This window comes from Microbacterium sp. PRF11 (assembly GCF_031844085.1).
Taxonomy (GTDB): domain Bacteria; phylum Actinomycetota; class Actinomycetes; order Actinomycetales; family Microbacteriaceae; genus Microbacterium.
Map to the genome: position 1 here is coordinate 28,594 of NZ_JAUZUP010000001.1, position 19,601 is coordinate 48,194.

A 19,601-nucleotide genomic window follows, 5' to 3' on the forward strand; every position below is an offset into this window, starting at 1 on the left:
CCATCGCGTGCGTCGCTCGACGGCTCCGGTCCTCGCCTCGCACTCGCGGAAAGTTCTCGTGTCTCTGCTTCACCCTTCGCCGCTCTCGTGGCGCCAGGCCGATCTCGACGTCTATGTCGCGACGGCCGGATCCGACTATGCCGGTTTCGTCGGCGCGGGCACCTCGGGCTACGAAGCCCAGGGTCCGCTCGGCGAGAACCTCGGCATCCACACGTCCGTCGGTGCGGCCCAGGCCGCCGTCGACGGGCATCGCGTACGCGCCACCACCACGGTGACGCGGCGTCCCCGTCCGCTCCGCACGCGTCGGAGCGGCGCCAACGGCCGCACGTGCGGCCCAACATGAATAAAGGAAGAACACGATGGCCACTGGCACCGTGAAATGGTTCAACTCCGAAAAGGGCTACGGCTTCATTGCTCCCGACGACGGCTCCGCCGACCTGTTCGCGCACTTCAGCGCGATCCAGGGCAACGGCTTCAAGGAGCTCACGGAAGCGCAGAAGGTCGAGTTCGACGCCGAGCAGGGCCCCAAGGGCATGCAGGCGGCGAACATCCGCCCCCTCTAAGCTTCGCTCACGCACCGCGGAAGCCGGGTGCGTCGCTTCGGCGGCGCCCCGGCTTTCGTCGTTCTAAGCTGCTCCAGAGGTCGTCGAGGTGTCCGTTTCCCGTGAGGCTTCTGCACATGTGGATGTATTCCGGGTCATCCATACAGCGACCCGTAATGTGGGCCGCAGCCCGGGTAGCCGCCTCGGCTCCCGACCCCGGTCACCCCCACCCGAGGAGCACGTCCATCGCCTCCACCATCGTCGAGTCCCGTCTCGGCCCCGTTCGTCAGACCTACTCCGGCACCAAAGAATTCCCCCCGATCGCGAAGGCCTACACAGAGCTGTCCCAGGTCGTCCGCGAGAGCGGGCTGCTCGTTCGCACCCCGGGCTTCTACCTCGGTGTGGCCATCGCGATCGCGCTCGGCTTCGCCGGGTGCATCACCGGCTTCATCCTGCTCGGCGACAGCTGGTTCCAGCTGTTCATCGCCGCCGCCCTCGGCATCCTCTTCACCCAGGTCGCCTTCCTCGCGCACGAGGCCGCGCACCGGCAGATCTTCGCGTCGGGCCCGGCGAACGACCGCCTCGGGCTGCTGATCGGCAATGGCGTCGTGGGCATGAGCCGGTCGTGGTGGGCCTCGAAGCACACGCGCCACCACGCCAACCCCAACCGCGTCGGCAAAGACCCCGACATCGAGATCGACACCATCTCGTTCCTCGACGTCGACGCCGCGAAGGCCCGCGGTGTGCAGAAGTGGATCACCCAGCGCCAGGGGTACCTGTTCTTCCCCCTGCTGACGCTCGAGGGCATCAACCTCTACGTGCTCGCCATGCGCCACCTGTTCTCGCGCGAGCCCATCAAGGGCCGCTGGACCGAGCTCGGCCTGCTGGCGCTGCGCCACGCGATCTTCATCGCGCCCATCTTCATCTTCCTGCCCGTCGGCCTGGCGTTCGCCTTTTTCGGCGTCTCGGTCGCCGTCTTCGGCGTGTACATGGGCGCCTCCTTCGCCCCCAACCACAAGGGCATGCCCGTCATCGCCGAGGGAGCCAAGCTCGACTTCTTCAGCAAGCAGGTGCGCACCTCCCGCAACGTCTCGGGCGGATGGTGGGCCACCTGGCTCATGGGCGGGCTCAACTACCAGGTCGAGCACCACCTGTTCCCGAACATGCCGCGCCCGCACCTCAGCCGCGCCCGGCTGATCGTGCGCGAGCACTGCGACACGCTCGGCGTCCCCTACGTCGAGACGACGCTGTTCCAGTCGTACGCGATCGTGATCGCCTACCTGAACCGCGTGGGCCTGGCCGCCCGCGACCCGTTCGACTGCCCGCTGACCTCCCCGACGCGACAGCTGAACGTCGAATAGCCCCGCATCCGACGGCGCCGCTCCCCTCGGGGGCGGCGCCGTCGTCGTTCACCCGCGCGCGTCGGCCTTCGGCTCCGGGCACGTCCCTCCGGCATCCGTGGCCTTCTCGACGTGCCATCGTTCGTTGGCGTACGTCTGGCACAGGCCCCACTCGCGCCCGTGGTCGATGATCCACAGCTGGGCCGCGAGCGAACCGATGTCGACCGCGTGGCCGGTGACGTGGCTCGACCCCTCCGGCGAGGCGACGTACTGCCGGGCGATCGCCTCGGAACCGTACGTGCGGATCGCGTCGCCCAGCAACCACCGCTGATAGTCGGCGCTGCGCCACCCGCTGGTGACGTCGAACACGATCCCGTCGACGGTCGCGGCCGCCTGCGCCGCGCGCAGGGCGTCCCGCAGCTCGCCGTCGAGACCCGTCATGGCAGGGTGCCGGTCGTCGTCGACGGTGAGCGGTGCGTCGGAGGGGATCATGCCGTCGGCCTCGGTCGGTGCGAACGGCGCGTGTGCGGTCATCCCCGCCGTGAACGACGACGCCGTCCCCGTCGCGAGGAGCATCGCCGCTCCGGTGAGGACGACGGCGAGCCCCGCCGCGACCACCAGGAAGACGGCGCGACGACGGGACGGGGATTCGATGCGGGGTGCCGAGGATGCCATGCGCCCAGCCCAGCGGGGGCGACGTTGCCGTCCCGTATGGCGCAGACGATAAGACGGCGATACGCGCGGGCGTGTGCGCCTCAGTCGCGCGAGACCTCGTGCAGCTCGACGTCGCGGACCTCGCCGTCCGCCAGGGTCGCCGTCATGAGCGTGCAGGCCGGCTGCCGCCGCCGGTCGGTCGGCGAGCCGGGGTTGAGAAGGCGCAGCCCGCCCGGGGTCACGGTGTCCCACGGGATGTGGCTGTGCCCGAACACGAGGAGGTCGGCGTGGGGGAAGGCGGCATCCATCCGTCTCTCCCGACCCGTCGCCGCCCCCGTCTCGTGCACGACGGCGACCCGTACCCCGTCGATCTCGGCGCGGGCGACCTCGGGCAGCCGCGAGCGCAGATCGTCGCCGTCGTTGTTGCCCCAGACCCCGAGCACCGGTCCGAGCGACTCCAGCTCATCGAGCACGCTCGCGCTCACCCAGTCGCCCGCGTGCACGATGAGGTCGACCCCGGATGCCGCTCGACGCACAGCAGCGGGAAGGGATCGCGCCCGCTTCGGCACGTGCGTATCGGCCACGAGCAGCAGTCGGGTCGGCATCCCCCCACGCTACCGAGACGGCGGCGGGTGGAGGGCTCCGGGTGGACGCCGCGCATACGTCCGCGATACACGCCCGCGCCTACGATGACGGAATGCGCGTGCTGATCGTCGAGGACGAACCCTTCCTCGCCGAGGCCATCCGCGACGGGCTGCGTCTCGAGGCGATCGCGGCCGACATCGCCGGCGACGGCGACACGGCGCTCGAGGTGCTCGGCTACACCGCGTACGACGTCGTGGTGCTCGACCGCGACATCCCCGGTCCGAACGGCGACGAGATCGCCCGCCACCTCAGTGCGCAGCCGGCCGCCCCGCGCGTGCTCATGCTCACCGCGGCCGATCGCCTCGACGACAAGGCGAGAGGGTTCGAGAGCGGAGCCGACGACTACCTGACGAAGCCCTTCGTGCTGCGCGAGCTCGTGATGCGCCTGCGGGCCCTCGCCCGTCGCCCCGCGGCCGCGAGCCCGCCGGTGCTCGAGGTGCACGGCATCCGGCTCGATCCTTTCCGTCGCGAGGTCTACCGCGACGGACGCTACGTTTCGCTGACGCGCAAGCAGTTCGCCGTGCTCCAGGTGCTCATGGGGGCGGGCGGTGGGGTCGTCAGCGCTGAGGACCTGCTCGAGCGCGCGTGGGACGAGAACGCCGACCCGTTCACGAACGCCGTCCGCATCACGATCTCGACGCTGCGCAAGCGCCTCGGCGAGCCGTGGCTCATCCAGACGGTCGCGGGCGTCGGCTACCGCATGGGCCCGACCGATGCGTGAGCGCGAGCCCGGACTGTCGGTGCGGCTCAAGCTCACCATGAGTTACGCCGGTTTCGTCGTGATCGTGGGGATCGCGGTGTTCGTGCTCGGTTTCCTGGTGCTGCGGTTCCTGCCGGATGGCAACCTCTACTCGGAGAGCGGACTGTTCACGCCCGGCCGCCGCGATCTGACCGAGGCGTTCGTCCGCTACGCCTGGTACGCCGTCTTCGCCCTCGCGGTCATCGGTCTCGCCGGCGGTTGGCTCGTATCAGGACTGATGCTGCGCCCCCTGCGTCGGATCACGGATGCCGCCCGCGCGGTGCGCGACGGTGACCTCGCGCACCGCGTGGAGCTTCCGGGACGCCGTGACGAGCTCACCGACCTCGCCGACACCTTCGACGCGATGCTCGCTCGCGTCGAGGAGACCCTCGACGAGCAGAAGCGCTTCGCCGCGAACGCCTCGCACGAGCTGCGCACCCCGCATGCCACGATGCGCACGCTCCTCGAGGTGGCCCGGGCCGACCCCGCGGGGGTCGACCTGGAGCGGTTGCTGCACCGTCTCGATCTCACGAACGAGCGGGCGATCCGCCTGACCGAGGCGCTGCTCGCCCTCGCCCGGGCGACGCGCGAGGACGCACTGACCCTCGAACCGGCGGAAGTGGACGACCTCGTCGAGGCCGTCGTGACCGAGACCGACCGCGCGGGCGTGGACCTCGCAGTCGTCGGCGCCTCGGGCGGGGTCGCGCGGGTGGACCAGACGCTGGTCCGACACGCGGTGACCAACCTCGTCCGCAACGCCGTCGTCCACAACGTCCCGGGCGGCTGGGTGCGCGTTGCGGTGAGCGGAGAGCCCGACGAGGTGATCGTCGACGTCCTCAACAGCGGGGAGGAGCTCTCGCGCGAGCTCGTCGCGACGCTCCCCGAGCCCTTCGTGCGCGGGGCCGGCCGCACGCGCGGGCGTGCCGACGGGACGGGACTCGGGCTCGCGATCGTCGCCTCGGTCGCCCGCGCGCACCGGGGCCGCCTCGAGCTGTGGCCGCGAGCGGGCGGCGGACTGCACGCACGGCTGCGGTTGCCGCGTTAGCGTCTGCGCGTTCGCGGGCGCAGGGCCAGCCGCGCCCCGATGACGACGGCGGTCCCGATCGCGGCGCCGAGGGTGTTCGAGACCACGTCGTCGGCATCCGGGACCCGCCCGGGGACCCCCACTTGCAGGATCTCCACCCCGAGGGACACGAGCGCACACAGCGGGAGGGATGCCGGCGCCCACCGCAGCGGCAGGAGCAGCGCGACCGCCGCGCCGAGCGGGACGAAGAACGCGATGTTGAGGGCCACGTCGGCGCCCATCTCCCCCATCGGCGCGCTCCACGATGGCGGCAGGCGGTCGAGGGCCTCGAGCACGAGGGTGCGGACCGGCCACGCGATCGCGCGGGGCGCGAGGGTCAGTGCGACGACCGCGGTGAGCACCGCGCCCGCGGTCAGGACGCGGGCCGGGACGAACAGGGGACGGTGGGACACGAAGACCTCCGGGCTCGGGGGATCCCATCCCACGCCGCGCCGTGTTGCCCTGGTGTCTCGAACCCGCGATACGCGGACGATACGTCCGCGACCGGGCGGGACAATGGAGGCGTGTCCCCTTCGCGCCGCTCCCCCGTGCTCGCCCTGATCATCGATGTCGTCCTCGTCGTCGTCTTCGCCGCGATCGGGCGGGCGACGCACGACGGCGACGTGCTCGGCCCCCTCGGTTCGGGGCTCGCCACCACCGCGTGGCCGTTCGTCGCGGCACTGCTGGTCGGCTGGCTCGTCACGCGCGCCTGGCACAGGCCCACGGCGCTCGTGAAGACCGGCCTCCCCGTCTGGGCGATCACCGTCACCCTGGGCATGGTGCTGCGCGCGCTGAGCGGTCAGGGGGTGGCGGTGGCGTTCGTCATCGTGGCCACGATCACTCTCGCCCTCCTGCTGCTGGGGTGGCGCGCGATCGCCCGCCTCGCGTCACGATCGCGCCGGGCCTGAGCACGTCGACGGCGATGGTCCGCGCTCGACGGGTCAGTCCGCGAGGGTGACGTCGACCTGGATCTCGGCGGCCAGACGCTCGAGCTCGGCCACGAGATCGTCGACGGCGACCTCGGGCGCGAGCGTCACGGTGACGGAGGCCTCGAACAGGCGTCCACCCGCCATCGCGGCATCCGTCGTCTGCGTCGACATGCGCTCGATGCTCGCGCCGCGGGCGCTGAGGACCGCCGACACCTCGCGGACGATCCCGGGGCGGTCGTTGCCGACGAGGTCGAAGGTGACGGCGCGGCCCGCGGTCGCGGCCGAGCCCGCCCCCGCGTGGACGGTGACGGTGAGCGTGCCGGCGAGCCCCTCGAGTGCCGCGCGGACGGCGTCGGCGCGGTCGGGCGCCACCGAGACCTCGATGATCCCGGCGAAGGCTCCGGCCAGCTCGGCGAGCTCGCTGTTCTCCCAGTTGCCGCCGTGGGCGTCGACGATGTCGGCGACCGCGGACACGAGGCCCGCTCGATCGTCGCCGACGACGGTGAGGACGAGGGTGGTCATGGCGACAGCGTAGCGACACGGGCGCTGCTACCGTGGGTACTCAGCCGGAGGGGGGGGTGAGCTCGTGATCGCATCGCTGATCGCCGCCGTCAACCTGCTCCTCGCGACCGCCGAGCTGGCACTCACGCCCGGGGGTAGCACTCCCCTCCTCGCCGTGGTCCTCGCCGCGGCCGTGGTCCTGACCGCGGTCGTCGTGCTCGTCGTGCTCCCGGCGCTGGTCGCCGCGGCCCCACCGCGGTCGGCACGGCCGATCGACCCCTCGGCATCCCTCTCCCAGAGCGATCCCGACGCCGCGGGTCACCCGCGCCCTCGAGCCCCGGGGCTCGCGACCCGCGTCGCGTAGCCTCCCCGTCGCCGAAGCGACGGCCCGAGCGACACCGCGACGCCGGTCGCCCGCGCACCCTCGGCGCGCCCCGCGACCGATCCGCCCGTGATCACTCGCTCTGATGGGATGCCCGTGGACCTCTTCGCCTTTCCGCCCCTCGCTCTGCTCCTCGACCTCGCCACGCGAGCCCTGCTCGCCCTCACCTCGCTGCTCGAACCCCTCACCGCCGGTCTCGCGGCCGCCGTCGCCGTCGTCCTCGTGACGCTCGTCGTCCGCGTCGCCCTCATCCCCGTGGGGGTGTCGCAGGCGCGTGCCGAGCAGACGCGCGCACGGCTCGCTCCGCGCCTGCGCGCGCTGCAGGAGCGATGGCGGAAGAACCCGGAACGGCTGCAGCGCGAGACGATGCAGCTGTACGGGGACGAGGGCGCCTCGCCCTTCGCCGGATGCCTCCCCGTGCTCGCTCAAGCCCCCGTCGTCGGCCTGCTGTACGCCGTCTTCCTCCACCCGCAGGTCGGCGGCCACGTGAACACCCTCCTCGAGCACGACGTGTTCGGCGTTCCGCTGGGCCGGAGTCTCGTCGGCGCCCTGTCGGCGGGCACGGTGGATGCCGCGACCTTCGCCGTCTTCGCGACCCTCGTCGTCGTGATCGCGGGCATGGCGGAGATCACCCGCCGGCTGCTGCGTCCCGCGGTCGATCCGTCGGCGCCCGCATGGACGACCGGGATGCTCGGCATCCTGCAGTTCACGACGGCCGGGGTGGCGCTGTTCGTGCCGCTCGCGGCCGCGCTCTACCTCACCGTGACGACCGCGTGGACCCTGGGCCAGCGTCTGCTGCTGCGGCGGCGGTATCCGCTGCCGCGCTGAGCCCGGCCGGCGGGAACGCCCGGTCCCACCGGGGTGCGGCCGCGGCGTTCACCGCCGCCATCGCGAGCACGAGGAGAGCGGCCCCCGCGGGGAATAGCATCGCGGTGGCGACGGAGACGCTCTCGGCCACCGCGCCGGTCACCGCCGACGACAGGGCCTGGGCGAGGGTCAGGGCCGAGGCGAGGATGGTCATCGTCGAGGCGGACCGGCCGCGGGGGGCCCGGTGCCCCGCCAGGCTGAACAGCGTGACGAGGGCGGGGCCGACGCCCACGCCCATCAGGCACAGCACCAGCGTCACCGTCGCGACGGATCCGCCGACCGTGTACGCCCCGGCGGACGCCGTCAGGACGCTGGCGAACAGCACGAGGCGCCAGCGCAGGGCGAAGCGTTCGGGGACGAGGGCGACCGCGAGGGCCAGCACCGCCGAGCCCACGCCCATCACGCCGTACAGGAGGGCCCCCGCCTCGGGCGCCCCCTGGGCCTCCATGAACGCCGTCAGCGAGGTGAGCGTCGAGCCGAAGAACAGGCCGACGCCGAACACGGCCGCCACGAGCACGAGCACGCGCGGGTGCAGCACCTCGCGCAGGGGGGCCATCGCCGTACGCTCCGAACGTTCGGGAACCGCGCGGCCCGTGGGGTGCAGGGCGAAGGCGGTGACGAAGACGAAGCTGAGGATCGCGGCCCCGACGATCGGGGCCCAGGGGGCGACCACCGCCGCCAGCACCCCGACGACGAAGGGACCGATCACGAACGCCGTCTCGTCGGCCGCCGACTCGTACGCCATGGCGCCCGAGAAGGTACGGTCACGCCGCGCGGGGTGCACGCGCAGACCGATCAGCGCCATCACGCGGCTGCGTGACATCGCCGCGGTCTGGGGACCGGTCAGCCCGATCGCCACGGCCGCCCCGAGCAGCAGGACGTCGGAGGTCGCGTACCCCACCACGAGGGGGAAGAGCGCCAACAGGATGCCGTTGGCCAGACCCACCGGCAGCAGCACGCGCCGCTGCCCGTAGCGGTCCGCGAGGTCGCCGATCACGGGGCCGGCGACGACGACGCCCAGCCCGACGGCCGCGGAGGTGAGGCCGCCGAGGGCGACCGACCCGCGCAGGGCGACCACGAGCGCCAGGACGCCGACCGTCATCATCGCGAAGGGCAGGCGAGCCACGAAGGCGATCGGGAAGTACCAGAAGCCGGTGTGGTGGACGAGCGGGCGATGGTCGACGGCGGGCGCTGTCATGGAACGGGTCTCCAGGGAGGGGCGATGGAACGTGCCGCCTTGCCGGACCGGTAGGTAGTTGCACAGAGTGCGGCGGGGTGTCCCGCGGACCCGAGTCTACCGCGGGCCCCTGCCCGTCGCCTGGGGACGGTCAGCCGACGATCGCCGCGATCGCCGCGATCACCGAGGCGACCGCGAGCACGAGGGCCAGCCCGATCAGCACCGTGTGGACGATGAGGAACGGTGTGGCCTTGCCCGCGGCGTTCTTCGCGCGGGGATCCTTGGCCACACGGACGTAGAACCGTGGCCAGACGACGACGTTGAAGACGGCGTTGGCGAACAGCAGCGCGATGAGGACGGGTTCCATGCCTCGAGCCTAAGCGGCCGTCCGACGGGCCGCGCGCCCGCGCTCCGGGCACGCGTTCAGGTCGCGCAGGAGATGCAGCGTCGGGCGAAGGGCAGCACCTCGAGTCGCGCGTCGGCGATCGGACGCCCGCAGCTCTCGCACACGCCGAAGGTCCCGGATGCCACGCGCTCGCGCGCCGCGGCGATCTCGCCCCGTTCCGCCTCGGCGCCCCGGCGCAGGGCGTCGACCTGGGCCCACTCCCCCGACAGCGTCGAGCCCTCGGGGTCGTGCTCGTCGTCGGCCGTGGCATCCGCCCGATCACGGCGCAGGCTCGCCTCGTCGTCGCGCAAGCGCGACAGCCGGTGCTCGACCTCGCGCTCCCGGTCGTCGAGCATGCGCGTCGCGGTCGTGGCATCCATTCCTCGACGCTAGTCCCCGCCGCCGTCACCGGGCGCGGGAGGGGCCGGTCGGCAACGGGACCGGACCCCTCCCGCGCGCCGGGCCTCTCCGGTTCAGCGGGCGGCGAGACCCTCGCGCAGCCCCTCGACGAGCGGCGTCGTCGGGCGGCCGATGATGCGCGACAGCGAGCCGTCGGTCTCCCCCAGCGCGCCGCGGGCGATCGCGTCGTCGATCCCGGCCACGAACGCCGCCGTGCCGGCATCCAGACCCGCCGCCGTCAGGCCCTCGGTCAGCTGCTCGATCGAGACGCGCGTGTAGGTCACCGGCCGACCGAGCACCTCGGAGGCGGCGTCGGCGAGCTCGTCGTAGGTCCACGCGACGTCGCCGCCCACCTCGACGGTGCGCCCGGCCAGGTCGTCGGTGGTCAGGGCGACGGCCGCGGCCTCGGCGTAGTCGCGACGGCTCGCGCTCGCGACGCGCGCGTCGCCGGTCGCCGCGACGATCTCGCCGGTGTCTGCGGCACGGGCGACGGCGTCGAGATAGTTCTCCGTGTACCAGTTGTGGCGCAGGATCGTGGCGCTCACCCCCGACTCGGCGATGGCCTGCTCCGTGGCCTTGTGGTCGGCGCCGAGGGCGTAGTCGACCTCGTCGACGCGCGGAGCGCTCGTGTAGACCAGCCGCTCGACGCCGGCGGCGCGGGCGGCGTCGACGAGCGACCGGTGCTGCGCGACACGGTCGGCCTCGGTTCCCGAGATGAGCAGCACGCGCGTCACGCCCTCGAGGGCGGGGCCGAACGTCTCGGGCCGGGCGTAGTCGAGCTCGACGACGCGGACGCCGCGGGCGGCGAGGTCGTCGACCTTCGCGGGGGTGCGCGCACCCGCGACGATGTCGGATGCCGGCACGCCGCGCTCGAGGAGGGCGTCGACGACGAGACGGCCGAGGTGACCGGAGGCGGCGGTGACGAGGAGGGTCATGGGAGTGTCCTTTCGATCGGTACGCCGAGTCCAACCCGCGACGCGCCGACACATTCCGGAATGGAGGTACCCACTTTCTGGTTAGGTACTCACATGAGCGTCAGTCTTGCCGAGATCCGCGCCGAGAATGCCGGCGCCTTCGCCGACGGCTGCCCGACCCGCACCGTCCTCGATCACGTGATGGGGAAGTGGGGCATCCTCGTGCTGCTCGCGCTCTCCGACGGCACTCAGCGCTGGGGGGTGCTGCGGCGCAACGTCTCCGGCATCAGCGAGAAGATGCTCGCGAGCACGCTGAAGACCCTGGAGCAGGACGGACTCGTGCAGCGCACCGCCTACCCCGAGGTCCCGCCGCGCGTCGAGTACGCCCTCACCCCACGCGGGCGTGATCTCATGACCCGCGTCATCCCGCTCATGGAATGGGTCGCCGACAACGCCGCCGACATCGTGGCGCGGACGTCGTGAGAGTGCGCGTCCCCTCCACCCGCGCGATGCGCGAGAGCCTCACCTTCCGCGCCGCCCGCCGGGTGCCCCTGCTCCAGGTCGCGAAATCCGCGATCGCGATCGTGGCTGCGTGGCTGCTCGCCGGGTGGCTCGTGCAGGGCCCGCCCCCGATCTTCGCCGCGATCGCCGCCCTCCTGGTTGTGCAGCCCAGCATCAACCAGTCCTTCACCCGCGCGGTCGAACGCAGCGTCGGGGTGATCCTCGGCGTGGTCATCGCCGCGCTCCTGGGCCTCGTGTTCGGTTCGCAGCCCTGGGTCGCGCTGCTGTCGGCGGGCGTGGCGCTGCTGGTGGCCTGGGCCGCGCGCATCTCTCCCGGCGCGACGAACCAGATCGCCATCAGCGCGCTCCTCGTGCTGGCCCTGGGCACAGCGACCCCCAACTACGCCCTGGACCGTGTTCTCGAGACGCTCATCGGCGCCGTCATCGGCATCGTCGTCAACGCCGTGCTCGTGCCGCCCGTGCTCGTTCCTCCCGCCCGCGCGAAGGTCGACGTGCTCGGACGAGAGCTGGCCGCGGCCCTCGAACGCCTCGGCGACGCGCTCGAGACGCCGCAAACGCCGGCATCCCTGGAAGAACTCCTGCTCGAGGCACGCCTGCTCCGGCCGGTTCGGGATGCCGCGGCCGACGCCATCCGCGACGGGGCCGACTCCCTGGCCCTGAACCCGCGCAGCGGTCGGCACCGCACCGAGCTCGCCACGATGGACGGACTGCTCGAGCGTTTCAGCCCGGTCGTGACGCAGACCATCGGGATGACCCGGGCCGTGTACGACGGCTACGAGTCCACGATCATGGACGAGCCCGCCGTCCGGGCGATCGCCGAGCAGCTGCACCGTGCGGCGCACGACGTCCGCCTCGCCTTCGCACTGGACGCCGGCCCCGAGCGGATCGTCGACGAGGAGCCCGCCCTCACCCGCCCGCTGCAGATCCGGACGCCGTCGACAGCGCACTGGGTCCTCGTGGGATCGCTCCTGATGGACCTGCACCGGGTGCACGAGACCCTGCGCGACGAGACGGCGTGACACCGGGCCTGCGAATTCGCCGACGGGCGGCCCCGCCCGCGGTGCGCGCTGGTTGACTGGGCGCATGGGTACCGCGATGTTCCCCCTCGGGGCCGTCCTCTTCCCGCATACGCCCCTGGCGCTGCGGATCTTCGAGGAGCGGTACCTCGTGATGCTCGGGCGACTGCTCGACGAGACCGACCCCGCCTTCGGCGTCGTGCTCATCGAACGGGGGTCCGAGACCGGCGGCGGCGACCAGCGCTTCCCGCTCGGCACGATGGCGCAGCTGAGCCACGTCGTCCCCCAGGCCGGCCAGATGCAGGTGGTCGCCCGCGGGACCGAGCGTTTCGAGATCGTCGAGTGGCTCGACGACGATCCGTACCCGCGGGCCGACGTGCGCGCTCTTCCCGACCTCGAGTGGAACGAGGCGCTGCTGCCCCTGCTCGAAGAGGCCGAGAGGATCGTGCGTCGCGTCCTCGGCCGCGCTCAGCAATTCGGCGGGACACGGTGGGACCCGGAGGTCGAGCTGGCGGAGGAGCCGTTGCCGCGCGCCTGGCAGGTCGCCGCCATCGCGCCCCTGGGCGAGCTCGACCAGATGGAGCTGCTGCGGTCGGTCACCCTCGGCGGCCTCCTGCGCGCGACCATCGATCTCACGCTCGCGGCGGAGCCGCTGCTCGGAGACCCCGTGCCCGACGGTGTGATCGTCGTGGACGACGAGGCGCCGGACGACGAGGACTGACCGGCACGCCGATCGCCGCCGGTGACGGGATGCCGGCGCGCCGCGCCGCATCGGCGTCGCCGCTCGACGGGAGCGGACCGGGGCGCCGCGCCGCGACGCCCCGGCTCCCGGTCAGTTGAGTTCGCGCACCGACGACGGGATGACCCCGTTGTCGTAGAGGTCGATCGCGAGGTCCTGCAGAGCGGTCAGCGCGACGCGCTGCGTCAGCGGACCGTAGGAGATGCGCGCGACGCCGAGCCTCTCGTACTCGGCGGCGGTGAGCGCGCCCGGGAAACCGATGACGCTCAGGCGCTGTTCCCCGAGTCCCTCCACGAGTCGACGGGTCGTCTCGGCGTCCAGCAGGCCGGGGACGAACACGGAGGTCGCCCCGGCGTCGAGGAACGCGCGGCCGCGCTTCACGGCATCCGCGATCTTGTCGTCGAGCGGTCGGTCGCCGCCCTTGACGAACACGTCGGTGCGTGCGTTCAGCACGAAGGGGACGCCCTCCGCCTCGCCCGCGGCGATCACGGCCCGGACCGCGGCGACGGCCTCGTCGAACGGCTTGACCCGGTCCTCGACGTTCGCGCCGACGACGCCGACGCCGATCGCGCGACGCGTCGTCTCACCGGGGTCGCCGAAACCGGAGTCGAGGTCGGCGGTCACGGGGACGTCGACGGCGGCGACGATGCGCGCCACCATGTCGAGCATGACGTCGAGGGGGATGTTCTCGCCGTCCTCGTAGCCGAAGGTCGCCGCGATCGAGTGTCCGGCGGTGGCCAGGGCCTTCGTCTCGGGGAGGGCCGCGATCGCGCGAGCGGAGACGACGTCCCAGACGTTCACGACGCGCAGGATCTCGGGGGCGGTGTGCAACTGTGCGAAGGACTGCGCCTTCTCGCTGAGGGAGCTCATGCGTCCACGCTATCGGCGGGGCCCGGGCCGTCGGCGAGGGCTTCCGCGATCGAGGTCTCGCCCTGACCGAAACGGATGAACCGGCCGATGGTGGCCGGCTGCACCAGCGCCGCGGCGGCGACGGCCGCCACGTCGGCGCGAGACACCTCGGCCTTGCCCTGAGGCGCGGTGGTGATCCGACCGGTGGGCTCGTCCGTGGTGAGGGTGCCCGGGCCGAGGATGGTCCAGTCGAGGTCGCTCGCGCGCAGGTGGTCATCGGCGGCGAGCTTCGCGTCGGCGTAGGCGAAGAAGGAGTCGTCGGGGTCGATGCCGTGGTCCGGCGTCGATCCGATCCACGAGACCATCACGAAACGGCGGACGCCCGCCTTCGCGGCGGCATCGATCGCGCGCTGGGCGGCATCGCGGTCGACCGCGTAGGTGCGCTCGGCGCTGCCGCCGCCCGCTCCCGCCGACCACACGATGGCGTCGGCACCCTCGAAGGCCTCGGCCATCCGGTCGGTGTCCGCCTTCTCCACGTCGAGCACGAGCGGCTTGCCGCCCGCGGTCTCGACGTCGGACGACTGCTCGGACGCGCGGATGACGGAGGTCGCCTCGTCGCCCCGGTCCGCCAGCAACCGGGCGAGATGCAGGGCCACCTTGCCGTGGCCTCCGATGATCACGATGCGTTCCATGTCATGTCCTCCTCCGTCGTCGGGTCGTCGTCTTCGCGCGCCATCATCGCCGGGGAGGATCCCCCGCGCCGTCCGGGCCGCGGGCCACCTCGGGGGCGCGCTCGACCTCGACCGACCCTACGCATGATCTCCGGATCGGCCCGCGGGCTTGACGGCCCCCGCGGGCGGGTTCGGTTCAGTCGACGTCGCCGTCCACGTAGACCCAGCGGCCCGCCCGCCGCACGAAGCGGCTGCGCTCGTGCATCTCGCCCCGCCGCCCCTCGTGGCGCCACCCGGCGCGGAACGTCACGGTCGCGGCATCCCCGTCCTCGGCGGCGTCCTCGATGTCGAGCCCCGTCCACACCGTCCCCTCGTCGAGGTCGATCTCGTCGGGGCGGGTCCGCGGATGCCACGACCTCGCGAGGTGCGCCGTGTCACCGACCGCGAAGGCGGTGTAGCGCGAACGCATCAGCCGCTCGGCGCTCGGGGCGGCCGCGCCGTCGAGGATGGGACCGCAGCACTCGCCGAACGGCGCGCGCCCGCACGGGCACGCGGCCTCGGGAGCCGGACGACGCAAAGCGGAGCCGAAGGACATCCGGCCACTCTAGGTGAGCGCACCACCCCGCGTGCCAGGATCGAGACCGTGACCGATCGCCTGATGCTCCTCGACACCGCCTCGCTGTACTTCCGCGCGTTCTACGGGGTGCCCGACAAGGTCAAGGCGGCCGACGGCTCCTCGGTGAACGCGGTGCGCGGCCTGATCGACATGATCGCCAAGCTCGTCACGACCTACGAGCCCACGCGGCTCGTCGCGTGCTGGGACGATGACTGGCGGCCTGCCTGGCGCGTCGAGCTGCTGCCGAGCTACAAGGCGCACCGCGTGGTCGAGGCCGTGCCCGCCGGGCCGGACGTCGAGGAGGTCCCCGACCCGCTCGAGGCTCAGATCCCCCTCATCCGCGAGGCGCTTGCCGTGCTCGGCATCCCGGTGGTCGGCGCCGCCGAGCACGAGGCCGACGACGTCATCGGCACCCTCGCGACCCGCGCCGACGTGCCGGTCGACATCGTCACCGGCGACCGTGACCTCTTCCAACTGGTCGATGACGACCGCGGCATCCGCATTGTCTACACGGCCCGGGGCATGAGCAACCTCGAACTCGTCGACGACGCGGCCGTCCTCGCCAAGTACGGAGTGCATGCCCGCCAGTACGCCGACTTCGCGGTGCTGCGCGGTGATCCCTCCGACGGATTGCCCGGGGTCGCGGGCATCGGCGAGAAGTCCGCGGCGTCGTTGCTGGCCGCGTGCGGCGACCTCGACGGCATCCTCTCCGGGGTTCTCGACGGCACCGCGGGCACACCGGCTCAGCGCGCGAAGATCGCCGCCGCGGCGGACTACCTCGAGGTGGCCCCGACCGTGGTGCGCGTGGCCCGCGAGCTCGACCTCGCGCCCTTCGACGACCGCCTCGGCCCCGTCGACCGGACCGCCGCCGAACACCTCGCCGAACGCTGGAACCTCGGGTCGTCGATGACGAGGGCGTTGGCCGCGCTCCCCGCTTGAGAGCGCTCAGCGGCTCCGCTCGAGCCAGGCGCGCAGTCGGTCGAGCGGCCAGGTCGTGACGATCCGCTCGACCGGCACTCCCGCGGCCTCGGCGCGAGCGGCGCCGTAGTCGAGCAGAGAGAGCTGTCCGGGAGCGTGCGCGTCGGAATCGATCGAGAACAGGCACCCCGCCTCGATGGCGAGGGCGAGCAGGTCGTCGGGCGGATCCTGCCTCTCCGGACGGGAGTTGATCTCGACCGCCACCCCCGAGGCCACCGCCGCCGCGAACACCTCGCGCGCGTCGAACTGCGACGGGGGTCGCGTCCCCCGAGCGCCCTCGACGAGTCGGCCGGTCACGTGACCGAGGACGTCGACGCGCGGGTCGCTCGCCGCCGCGACGAGCCGCTTCGTCATGGGCGCCCGTTCCATGCGCAGTTTGGAATGAGCGGATGCCACGACCACATCGAGCGCATGCAGGAGCGCGTCCTCCTGGTCGAGGGCGCCGTCATCGAGGATGTCGACCTCGATGCCGGTCAGCAGCGTGAACCCGTCGCCGCGGTGTCCGCGGACGATCTCCATCTGCGCGCGCAGCCGCTCGGGTGACAGACCGTTCGCGACGGTGAGCCGGGGCGAATGATCGGTGAGGGCGAGGTACTCGTGGCCGAGACCGCGCGCCGCGTCCACCATCGCCTCGATCGGCGTCAGCCCGTCGGACCATTCGCTGTGGCTGTGCAGATCGCCCTTCAACCGACCGCGCAGCTCCTGGCCCCCGGTCGGCGCCGACTCGGCACGCAGCTTCGCCAGCCGCTCCGGCACCTCACCCGCCAGCGCCTGCTGGATGACGACGAAGGTCGACTCGCCGATACCCGCACGACGCCGGAGCGCCGGGTCGCGGAGCTGCTCGTCGCTCAACCCCTCAATCGCCGCCGCGGCGGTGCGGAAGGCCTTCGACTTGTAGCGCGAGGACCGCTCCCGCTCGAGCAGGTACGCGATCTCGGTGAGCGCGTCGAGCGGGTCCACGGTCTACTCCGCCAGCTCTTTCGAGGCGCGCACCCACTCGGCGAGCTTCGCCGCGGCGCGCCCGTCGTCGACGGCGGACGCCGCGTCGGACATGGCCTCGGCGAGCCGCTCCAGGATGGGACGCTGCACCTGGGCCGCGTCCTGGAAGAGCCGGAACGACACCAGACCCGCCGCCGCGTTCAGTAGCACGATGTCGCGGACCGGACCCGTCTCGCCCGCGAACACCCGGTGCACGACCTGCGCGTTGTGATCCGGCGACCCGCCGAGCAGGTCGTCGATGTCGGCGAGCGGGATGCCGAGATCCCGGGGATCCAGATCGTGCTCGTGCACGTCGCCGCGACTGATCTCCCAGAGGCGGCTGTGGCCGGTCGTGGTCAGCTCGTCGAGACCGTCGTCACCGCGGAAGACCAGCGCCGTCGCACCGCGGGTGCGGAACACGCCGGTGATCAGCGGCACCCGGTCGAGGTGCGCGACGCCGACGGCGTTGGCCTCGGCACGGGCGGGGTTGCACAGGGGCCCGAGGAAGTTGAAGACGGTCGGCACCCCGAGCTCGGCGCGCGTGGCAGCCGCGTGCCGGAAGCCCGGATGGAACGCCGACGCGAACGCGAACGTGATGCCCGTGCGCTCGAGGGTCTCGGCCACCTTCTCGGGAGAAAGGGTCAGCGCGATCCCCAGGGACGACAACACGTCCGACGAACCCGACGCGGAACTCGCCGCCCGGTTGCCGTGCTTGACGACCGGGACACCGGATGACGCCGCCACCACCGCCGCCATCGTCGAGACGTTGACGGTTCCGTAGCGGTCCCCACCCGTGCCGACGATGTCGAGGACCTCGGCGCGCACGGGGAGCGGCACCGCGGCCTCGAGGATGGCGTCGCGGAAGCCGACGATCTCTTCCACCGTCTCGCCCTTGGCGCGCAGCGCCATGAGGAACCCGGCCAGCTGCGACGGCGTCGCCTCGCCCGCCATGACCTGTCGCATCGCCCACGTGGACTCCGACACGCTGAGGTCGGTGCCGGACAGCAGCGAGGTGAGCAGATCGGGCCAGGTGAAGCGTTCCGCCATGCCATGATCCTTGCACACGCGTGTCGTCGGGCCGCGTCGCTTCCGAGCCGCGGCGGAACTGCGTCTGCACCGGGGATTCCTTGCGGATTCTGAGGCTTCCCTAAGTCTCGACGATGGAATAACTCAAGTTCGGGATGGGAATATCAGCGCCCGGGATCGCGCATAATGGGATGGTGACGACCTCAGCGACGTATTCCCAGGCCGTGCGTGCCGTGAAGCGGCCCGACCCGGTCGCCGTGGGCACCATCGTGTGGCTGGGCAGCGAGGTCATGTTCTTCGCCGGCCTGTTCGCGATTTACTTCACCCTGCGCAGCACCTCCGCCTCCCTCTGGGCCGAAGAGACCCAGCTGCTCAACGTTCCCTTCGCGACCGTCAACACGATCATCCTCGTGCTGTCCTCGGTCACGTGCCAGATGGGCGTGTTCGCCGCCGAGCGGTACCAGCCGTACCGCACCGGCGCGCGCACCGGCTTCCTCAAGTGGGGAATGGTGGAGTGGTTCTACCTCACCTTCATCCTCGGCGCGGTCTTCGTGTCGGGTCAGGTGTGGGAGTACGCGACGCTCGTGGCAGAGGGCATGCCCATCAGCGCCAACCCCTACGCCTCGGCCTTCTACATCACCACCGGCTTCCACGCCCTGCACGTGACGGGCGGCCTCATCGCCTTCCTTCTCGTCATCGGTCGCGCGTACGCCGTGAAGAACTTCGGACGCAAAGAGATGACCACCTCGATCGTGGTGTCGTACTACTGGCACTTCGTCGACGTCGTCTGGATCGCCCTGTTCTTCGTCATCTACTTCCTCAAGTAAGAGAGCTGTACTGCACATGGCACGCGAGAAGAAGACTCGTCGGTCGTCCGGGCGTCGTAGCCCCCTGGCCGCCGCTGCGCTGATCGGCATCGGACTCCTCCTCACCGGAGGCGTCTACGCGGGCGCCTCGGCCGCGATGGCCGCCACCTCGAGCACCCCCGTGACCGAGGTCAACAACGCCACCGCCGTCGAAGAGGGTCAGAAGCTCTTCCAGGCGAACTGCGCCACCTGCCACGGTCTCGACCTCCAGGGCAGCCAGCAGGGTCCGTCGCTCTTCGGCGTCGGCGAGCTGTCGGTGCACTTCCAGGTGTCGACCGGCCGCATGCCGCTGCAGGCCCAAGGCCCGCAGGCCCCGGTCAAGCCCCCGCAGTTCACCGAGGAGCAGGTCAACGCGATCGCGGCGTACGTGCAGGCGTCCGCCCCCGGCCCCGCCTACCCGTCGGCCGACCTGCTCGACGGCGAAGGCGACCTGTCGCACGGCGCCGAGCTGTTCCGCATCAACTGCGCGATGTGCCACAACGTCGCCGGCGCCGGCGGTGCGCTCACCGAGGGCAAGTGGGCCCCCGACCTGCACACCACCACTCCGGTCAACATCTACGCGGCCATGGTCACGGGTCCGCAGAACATGCCGGTCTTCAACGACCTCAACCTCACCCCCGAAGACAAGCGCGACGTCATCTCGTACCTGATGTACCTGCAGAAGAACGACTCGCCCGGTGGCTACGCCCTCGGTTCGCTCGGTCCGGTCTCCGAGGGTCTGTTCATCTGGATCTTCGGGATCGGGGCGCTCATCGCCCTGACCGTGTGGATCACGGCGAAGTCCAACTGACCGTCGTCTTCGA

27 protein-coding genes are annotated in these 19,601 nt (G+C 71.8%); 14 read left to right on the forward strand and 13 right to left on the reverse strand.

The features are described from left to right. The first annotated feature begins 58 nt into the window (after positions 1–58). The 3 genes from Q9R20_RS00160 (at position 59) to Q9R20_RS00170 (ending at position 1,903) form a co-directional block, all read left to right on the forward strand. On the forward strand, positions 59–343 hold the full coding sequence (locus Q9R20_RS00160; RefSeq protein WP_311247453.1) for a hypothetical protein: 285 nt from the start codon (positions 59–61) through the stop codon (positions 341–343). Between the two features lie 16 nt (positions 344–359). Continuing rightward, positions 360–563, forward strand: coding sequence for a cold-shock protein (locus Q9R20_RS00165; protein ID WP_013583139.1), 204 nt, complete (start codon positions 360–362; stop codon positions 561–563). 155 nt (positions 564–718) lie between these two features. Further along, complete coding sequence (locus tag Q9R20_RS00170; protein WP_311247454.1) at positions 719–1,903, forward strand: acyl-CoA desaturase; 1,185 nt, start codon at positions 719–721, stop codon at positions 1,901–1,903. Between the two features lie 48 nt (positions 1,904–1,951). Here the strand turns inward: Q9R20_RS00170 and Q9R20_RS00175 are convergent, their stop codons facing one another. Together Q9R20_RS00175 and Q9R20_RS00180 are read right to left on the reverse strand one after the other, a co-directional pair. Beyond that, positions 1,952–2,557, reverse strand: coding sequence for a D-alanyl-D-alanine carboxypeptidase family protein (locus Q9R20_RS00175; RefSeq protein WP_311247455.1), 606 nt, complete (start codon positions 2,555–2,557; stop codon positions 1,952–1,954). Positions 2,558–2,637: 80 nt separating this feature from the next. Then, entirely contained in the window at positions 2,638–3,141 is a 504-nt protein-coding gene (locus tag Q9R20_RS00180) for a metallophosphoesterase (RefSeq protein ID WP_311247456.1), read from the reverse strand. 92 nt (positions 3,142–3,233) lie between these two features. On the opposite strand from Q9R20_RS00180, the gene Q9R20_RS00185 reads away from it, so the two are divergent. Together Q9R20_RS00185 and Q9R20_RS00190 are read left to right on the forward strand one after the other, a co-directional pair. After that, the gene (locus Q9R20_RS00185) at positions 3,234–3,902 is read left to right on the forward strand and encodes a response regulator transcription factor (protein ID WP_311247457.1); all 669 of its coding nucleotides are present in this window, start codon (positions 3,234–3,236) and stop codon (positions 3,900–3,902) included. Then, positions 3,895–4,965, forward strand: a complete 1,071-nt coding sequence (locus Q9R20_RS00190; protein WP_311247458.1) for a HAMP domain-containing sensor histidine kinase — start codon at positions 3,895–3,897, stop codon at positions 4,963–4,965. Before Q9R20_RS00185 ends, Q9R20_RS00190 begins: the two co-directional genes overlap by 8 nt. On the opposite strand, the gene Q9R20_RS00195 is transcribed toward Q9R20_RS00190, so the two are convergent. Then, complete coding sequence (locus Q9R20_RS00195; RefSeq protein ID WP_311247459.1) at positions 4,962–5,396, reverse strand: VanZ family protein; 435 nt, start codon at positions 5,394–5,396, stop codon at positions 4,962–4,964. The genes Q9R20_RS00190 and Q9R20_RS00195 overlap by 4 nt on opposite strands. Positions 5,397–5,507: 111 nt before the next feature. Between Q9R20_RS00195 and Q9R20_RS00200 the strand changes: the two genes are divergently transcribed. Next, positions 5,508–5,891 (forward strand): DUF3054 domain-containing protein, encoded by a 384-nt coding sequence (locus tag Q9R20_RS00200; RefSeq protein WP_311247460.1) that lies wholly within the window; start codon positions 5,508–5,510, stop codon positions 5,889–5,891. A gap of 33 nt (positions 5,892–5,924) precedes the next feature. On the opposite strand, the gene Q9R20_RS00205 is transcribed toward Q9R20_RS00200, so the two are convergent. Continuing rightward, positions 5,925–6,434: an ACT domain-containing protein gene (locus Q9R20_RS00205; protein ID WP_311247461.1), complete on the reverse strand. Its 510-nt coding sequence runs from the start codon at positions 6,432–6,434 to the stop codon at positions 5,925–5,927. A gap of 64 nt (positions 6,435–6,498) precedes the next feature. Between Q9R20_RS00205 and Q9R20_RS00210 the strand changes: the two genes are divergently transcribed. Further along, positions 6,499–6,777, forward strand: a complete 279-nt coding sequence (locus Q9R20_RS00210) for a DUF6412 domain-containing protein (RefSeq protein ID WP_311247462.1) — start codon at positions 6,499–6,501, stop codon at positions 6,775–6,777. Between the two features lie 114 nt (positions 6,778–6,891). Continuing rightward, positions 6,892–7,623 (forward strand): membrane protein insertase YidC, encoded by a 732-nt coding sequence (locus tag Q9R20_RS00215; protein WP_311248377.1) that lies wholly within the window; start codon positions 6,892–6,894, stop codon positions 7,621–7,623. Here Q9R20_RS00215 and Q9R20_RS00220 read toward each other — a convergent pair. From Q9R20_RS00220 to Q9R20_RS00235, 4 genes are all read right to left on the reverse strand, one after another. Next, on the reverse strand, positions 7,553–8,860 hold the full coding sequence (locus Q9R20_RS00220) for an MFS transporter (protein WP_311247463.1): 1,308 nt from the start codon (positions 8,858–8,860) through the stop codon (positions 7,553–7,555). The genes Q9R20_RS00215 and Q9R20_RS00220 overlap by 71 nt on opposite strands. Positions 8,861–8,990: 130 nt before the next feature. Beyond that, entirely contained in the window at positions 8,991–9,206 is a 216-nt protein-coding gene (locus Q9R20_RS00225; RefSeq protein ID WP_295839013.1) for an SCO4848 family membrane protein, read from the reverse strand. A gap of 56 nt (positions 9,207–9,262) precedes the next feature. After that, on the reverse strand, positions 9,263–9,604 hold the full coding sequence (locus tag Q9R20_RS00230) for a TraR/DksA C4-type zinc finger protein (RefSeq protein ID WP_295839012.1): 342 nt from the start codon (positions 9,602–9,604) through the stop codon (positions 9,263–9,265). Positions 9,605–9,697: 93 nt separating this feature from the next. Further along, positions 9,698–10,558 (reverse strand): SDR family oxidoreductase, encoded by an 861-nt coding sequence (locus Q9R20_RS00235; protein ID WP_311247464.1) that lies wholly within the window; start codon positions 10,556–10,558, stop codon positions 9,698–9,700. 93 nt (positions 10,559–10,651) lie between these two features. Here Q9R20_RS00235 and Q9R20_RS00240 point away from each other — a divergent pair, with 93 nt between their 5' ends. From Q9R20_RS00240 to Q9R20_RS00250, 3 genes are all read left to right on the forward strand, one after another. Continuing rightward, positions 10,652–11,020 carry a helix-turn-helix domain-containing protein gene (locus Q9R20_RS00240; protein WP_311247465.1) on the forward strand — a complete coding sequence of 123 codons (369 nt, stop codon included), beginning with the start codon at positions 10,652–10,654 and terminating at the stop codon, positions 11,018–11,020. Positions 11,021–11,022: 2 nt separating this feature from the next. Continuing rightward, on the forward strand, positions 11,023–12,078 hold the full coding sequence (locus Q9R20_RS00245; RefSeq protein WP_311247466.1) for an FUSC family protein: 1,056 nt from the start codon (positions 11,023–11,025) through the stop codon (positions 12,076–12,078). Between the two features lie 64 nt (positions 12,079–12,142). Continuing rightward, positions 12,143–12,796, forward strand: a complete 654-nt coding sequence (locus Q9R20_RS00250) for an LON peptidase substrate-binding domain-containing protein (protein WP_311247467.1) — start codon at positions 12,143–12,145, stop codon at positions 12,794–12,796. Between the two features lie 111 nt (positions 12,797–12,907). Here the strand turns inward: Q9R20_RS00250 and Q9R20_RS00255 are convergent, their stop codons facing one another. The 3 genes from Q9R20_RS00255 to Q9R20_RS00265 form a co-directional block, all read right to left on the reverse strand. After that, positions 12,908–13,684, reverse strand: a complete 777-nt coding sequence (locus Q9R20_RS00255) for an isocitrate lyase/phosphoenolpyruvate mutase family protein (protein WP_311247468.1) — start codon at positions 13,682–13,684, stop codon at positions 12,908–12,910. Then, complete coding sequence (locus Q9R20_RS00260; RefSeq protein ID WP_311247469.1) at positions 13,681–14,355, reverse strand: SDR family oxidoreductase; 675 nt, start codon at positions 14,353–14,355, stop codon at positions 13,681–13,683. The genes Q9R20_RS00255 and Q9R20_RS00260 overlap by 4 nt, the downstream gene beginning before the upstream one ends. Positions 14,356–14,530: 175 nt before the next feature. Then, complete coding sequence (locus Q9R20_RS00265) at positions 14,531–14,929, reverse strand: YchJ family metal-binding protein (protein WP_311247470.1); 399 nt, start codon at positions 14,927–14,929, stop codon at positions 14,531–14,533. Between the two features lie 48 nt (positions 14,930–14,977). Here Q9R20_RS00265 and Q9R20_RS00270 point away from each other — a divergent pair, with 48 nt between their 5' ends. Beyond that, the gene (locus Q9R20_RS00270; RefSeq protein ID WP_311247471.1) at positions 14,978–15,889 is read left to right on the forward strand and encodes a 5'-3' exonuclease; all 912 of its coding nucleotides are present in this window, start codon (positions 14,978–14,980) and stop codon (positions 15,887–15,889) included. 6 nt (positions 15,890–15,895) lie between these two features. Here Q9R20_RS00270 and Q9R20_RS00275 read toward each other — a convergent pair whose 3' ends face one another. Together Q9R20_RS00275 and trpD are read right to left on the reverse strand one after the other, a co-directional pair. Next, positions 15,896–16,888, reverse strand: coding sequence for a PHP domain-containing protein (locus tag Q9R20_RS00275; RefSeq protein ID WP_311247472.1), 993 nt, complete (start codon positions 16,886–16,888; stop codon positions 15,896–15,898). A 3-nt stretch (positions 16,889–16,891) separates the two neighbouring features. Then, a complete protein-coding gene (gene trpD, locus Q9R20_RS00280) occupies positions 16,892–17,953 on the reverse strand; it encodes an anthranilate phosphoribosyltransferase (RefSeq protein ID WP_311247473.1) in 1,062 nt (353 codons plus the stop codon). A 170-nt stretch (positions 17,954–18,123) separates the two neighbouring features. On the opposite strand from trpD, the gene Q9R20_RS00285 reads away from it, so the two are divergent. Together Q9R20_RS00285 and Q9R20_RS00290 are read left to right on the forward strand one after the other, a co-directional pair. After that, the gene (locus Q9R20_RS00285; protein WP_311247474.1) at positions 18,124–18,759 is read left to right on the forward strand and encodes a heme-copper oxidase subunit III; all 636 of its coding nucleotides are present in this window, start codon (positions 18,124–18,126) and stop codon (positions 18,757–18,759) included. A 16-nt stretch (positions 18,760–18,775) separates the two neighbouring features. Further along, a complete protein-coding gene (locus Q9R20_RS00290; RefSeq protein WP_295839975.1) occupies positions 18,776–19,588 on the forward strand; it encodes a c-type cytochrome in 813 nt (270 codons plus the stop codon). Positions 19,589–19,601: the final 13 nt, after the last annotated feature.